The organism is uncultured Campylobacter sp., from assembly GCF_938045595.1.
Taxonomy (GTDB): Bacteria; Campylobacterota; Campylobacteria; order Campylobacterales; family Campylobacteraceae; genus Campylobacter_B.
Map to the genome: position 1 here is coordinate 1 of NZ_CALIBB010000224.1, position 2,944 is coordinate 2,944.

Sequence of the window (2,944 nt, forward strand, 5' to 3'; positions counted from 1 at the left end):
AACCGCGTGCGCGCCCAAGCGCCTTGGCATCGTCGCTGAAGCTATACTGCGTCTTTGCGATGCAGACGTTTAGCCGCTCAAGCCCCAAGGCTTTGATGTGCTGTAGCGCCTTTTGCGCCTCGGGCTCAAAAACGACCTCGCTCGCGCCGTATGGTTTAAATTTTACTTCGCGGCGGCGGGCTATCCGTATTCAAAAAGCAGCGCTCATTGCATGATAAAATTTCGCCGCCTCGCGACAGCTGTCAAACGGCGCATTAAATTTAAAATTTACAAAACGCAAAATTTCAAAATTTCGCGCAGAGCGGTATCTCTACGCGGCGCGCTGCCAAATTTCTACGCAGAAGCAGTCTTCGCAAAAGCGGCGTATCAAGCGATAGCCTGCCTGCCGCGTGCCATGGCGTATTACGCGCAACACGAAGCCGTGCGCAATCACCGCCGTGTCCGCTTCCGACAGCGACGGCACCAGATCAAGCGCGCGCCGCCGTTCTGCTTTCGCGCTTGCGCCGCTAGGGTTCATGCCGCACAGCCACAGCAGGCGCGAGAGCACGAGCCAACAATCAAACGGCATTTTTATTAGCGGCACGGGGAATATTCGTAGATTAAACTCGCGTAAAGCTTCCAAATGCTCTATGTCTCGCTGTGGGAATAGCTTTTGCGCCGTAAGCGCGGCGCGCGGCAGCGGAGAGGAACATACTCGGCTTATGCGAGCGAGCTTTTCGTATGCGGCGCTGCTTTTAAATTTATCGGTTTGCCACAAAGCTAAGCTTTGCGTAGCGTCATACAGGATCGCGCGCCGTGCCGCTTCTGCGGCGTCGCACACGCCGCGATCGATCAGCGGCGTAACGTGGCGGATCAGCGCTAGCGTCATGATTTTGCCTCCTAAAATACGAGCCTGCTAAGAACTTGCGTCGTTATATTTCCGCTCCCACAGGATACTTAATGTTTAGATTTGCACTATTTATGCGAAATCTGCTATGGTTCTTACTCCGTAGCCACGGCGAGCGCGAGGGTCTGCTTCAAAGCATGGATTTGCGGGCTATTTAAGCCTTTCGTAGCTTTCGCATGAGCTTTGCCATGCCCTTTCATGCTCCGCTACCGAGCTCATAAACCTATCCTTGCCGCCCAGCTCGCAAGCTTTTTTGTAGTACTGCACGGCTTTAACATTATCACTGCCCTCGTAAAGACGCGCTAAATTTAAGCACGCAAGCCAGCTGTCCACGATATCCATGTCGCAACCGCGCACATAGTAACCTACGCCCTTTATAGCGTCTTTGCGCACGCCTCTGCCTCCCATATACGCAGAGCCTGCGTTACTGCAGCCTATCGCGTGCCCGTCATTGCAGGCTTTGTCGAACAGCTCCGCCGCCTTCGCCTCATCGCGCGGCATCCCCTCTCCGCTTTGATACAAAATGCCTAAATTTACGCACGACTCCACATCGCCGCCTTTGCAAGCTTTGACGTATAACGGCGCAGCCTTTAGCAGATCTTGCGGCACGCCCCAGCCATAATTATAAACCTGCGCTAACGCCCCGCACGACTTCATATCGCCCTTATCGCAGGATTTTGTAGCCCTGCTTATATCGTCTGCAGTGATTTCAAAATTTTCGGCTAGCGCGAAATTTGCAGCAAGCGTCGCGATAAGCGCTAGAATTAAAATTTTATTTTTCATTTTAGTCCTTTTTGATTTTTTAAGATCGCCCGCCAAGCCTAAGTCGCGGATTTACCGTTAAGGCGCAGTTTGATCGCTAGGGTTCGGGTTCGTTCTCGCCTGCTCTTTGCTTTTTAGAGCTTCGTAAATTTCATCGACGCCGCTTAGATTTTGATCCAAAACCTCTCTCGCCTTTTTTAGCGTGCGTGCGCCAAAAATCCCGTCCTGCCTCACTCCGATGCTTTTTTGGATATATAAAATTTTATCCTTTTGCATCGCAGCGGAATCCTTAGTCGCCCCGGAAGCGGAATTTAAAGCAGGGCTTTCAGAGCCGCTAGAGCTTGCGCTCGTAGAATTTTCGTCTGCAGAATTTACGCCATCACTCACGGAAGTGGAATTTTCGTCCTCAAAAAATGTAGGCATCCACCCTCGCAGCAGCCCTGCTGCGAGGGTTTTCGGCACGTAGACCATATTTGCCGCACCTCCGTAGATTGCGCTAGCCAAAACGGCGCAGAGCAGAGCTTTGCAAAAGCGAGCAAACGCCGCGCCGCCCCTGCCGCAGCGATACTCTCGCGGAATTTTACGAGCTTTTACGGTGCACCGCACTGCGCTTGCCAGCCACAGCGCCACACCGCCTAACAGCCCCGCAGCAGCGATTGCCACGCCACATGCAAGTGCCCAAAAATAATGCTCCGCAAAGATCATCTCGAAGCAGCCCTCGCACGCCAGCGCAGCCGCTGCGATAAGCGCGCCTCCGCCTATGCACCACACCGCGCGATCATAGCGTGGACTTAGCACGCCAAGCGCCCCAGCCATCGCGCTGCCCAAATCGCGAGCGCATTGCTGCGAAATAAAGCCCTCGCAAACGCGCATAATCGCCGCGGCGAAACTCTGCGCGCAATCCTCGCGCAAAGAACGTGGGAAAAAGAATTTCTTTAATCGCGCAAAGGGCGAAATTTTAGAATTTGACGCGGCAGGGCTTTGCGTATTCACGCGATTTTTAAATTTTGCAGCAGCAAGATTTTCGGAATTTGCGGAATTTATTGCGGCGGAGTCTATGGAATTTGTGGAATTTTGAGCATTTAAAATACTTAAATCTCGGTAATCTCCCTCACTGTGTAATTCGCAAAGATCCTCCGCGGCGCGATCAGAAGTGCCGCTTAAGCCCTCTTGCGAGCCTGCAAAATTAGGTCCATTCTGCGCGAGAGCTTCGCTGCTTTGCTGCCTAGCCTCAAAATCGCCGGCAGAATTCTCTCCGCCTTCCAAAAGATCCGCCCCAGCAAATTTTATGCCGCC

Annotated in this window: 2 protein-coding genes and 2 pseudogenes; all 4 read right to left on the reverse strand. The window is 52.8% G+C overall.

The genetic code is table 11. From position 1 onward, the window contains the following. Positions 1 to 157 (reverse strand): annotated as a pseudogene (locus Q0340_RS08715) (formate--tetrahydrofolate ligase); the annotation flags it as partial. A gap of 153 nt (positions 158 to 310) precedes the next feature. Continuing rightward, positions 311 to 868, reverse strand: coding sequence for a histidine phosphatase family protein (locus Q0340_RS08720; RefSeq protein ID WP_298082999.1), 558 nt, complete (start codon positions 866 to 868; stop codon positions 311 to 313). A gap of 168 nt (positions 869 to 1,036) precedes the next feature. Next, entirely contained in the window at positions 1,037 to 1,669 is a 633-nt protein-coding gene (locus Q0340_RS08725; RefSeq protein WP_298083000.1) for a tetratricopeptide repeat protein, read from the reverse strand. A gap of 57 nt (positions 1,670 to 1,726) precedes the next feature. Continuing rightward, a pseudogene (locus Q0340_RS08730) lies at positions 1,727 to 2,944 on the reverse strand (hypothetical protein); the annotation flags it as partial.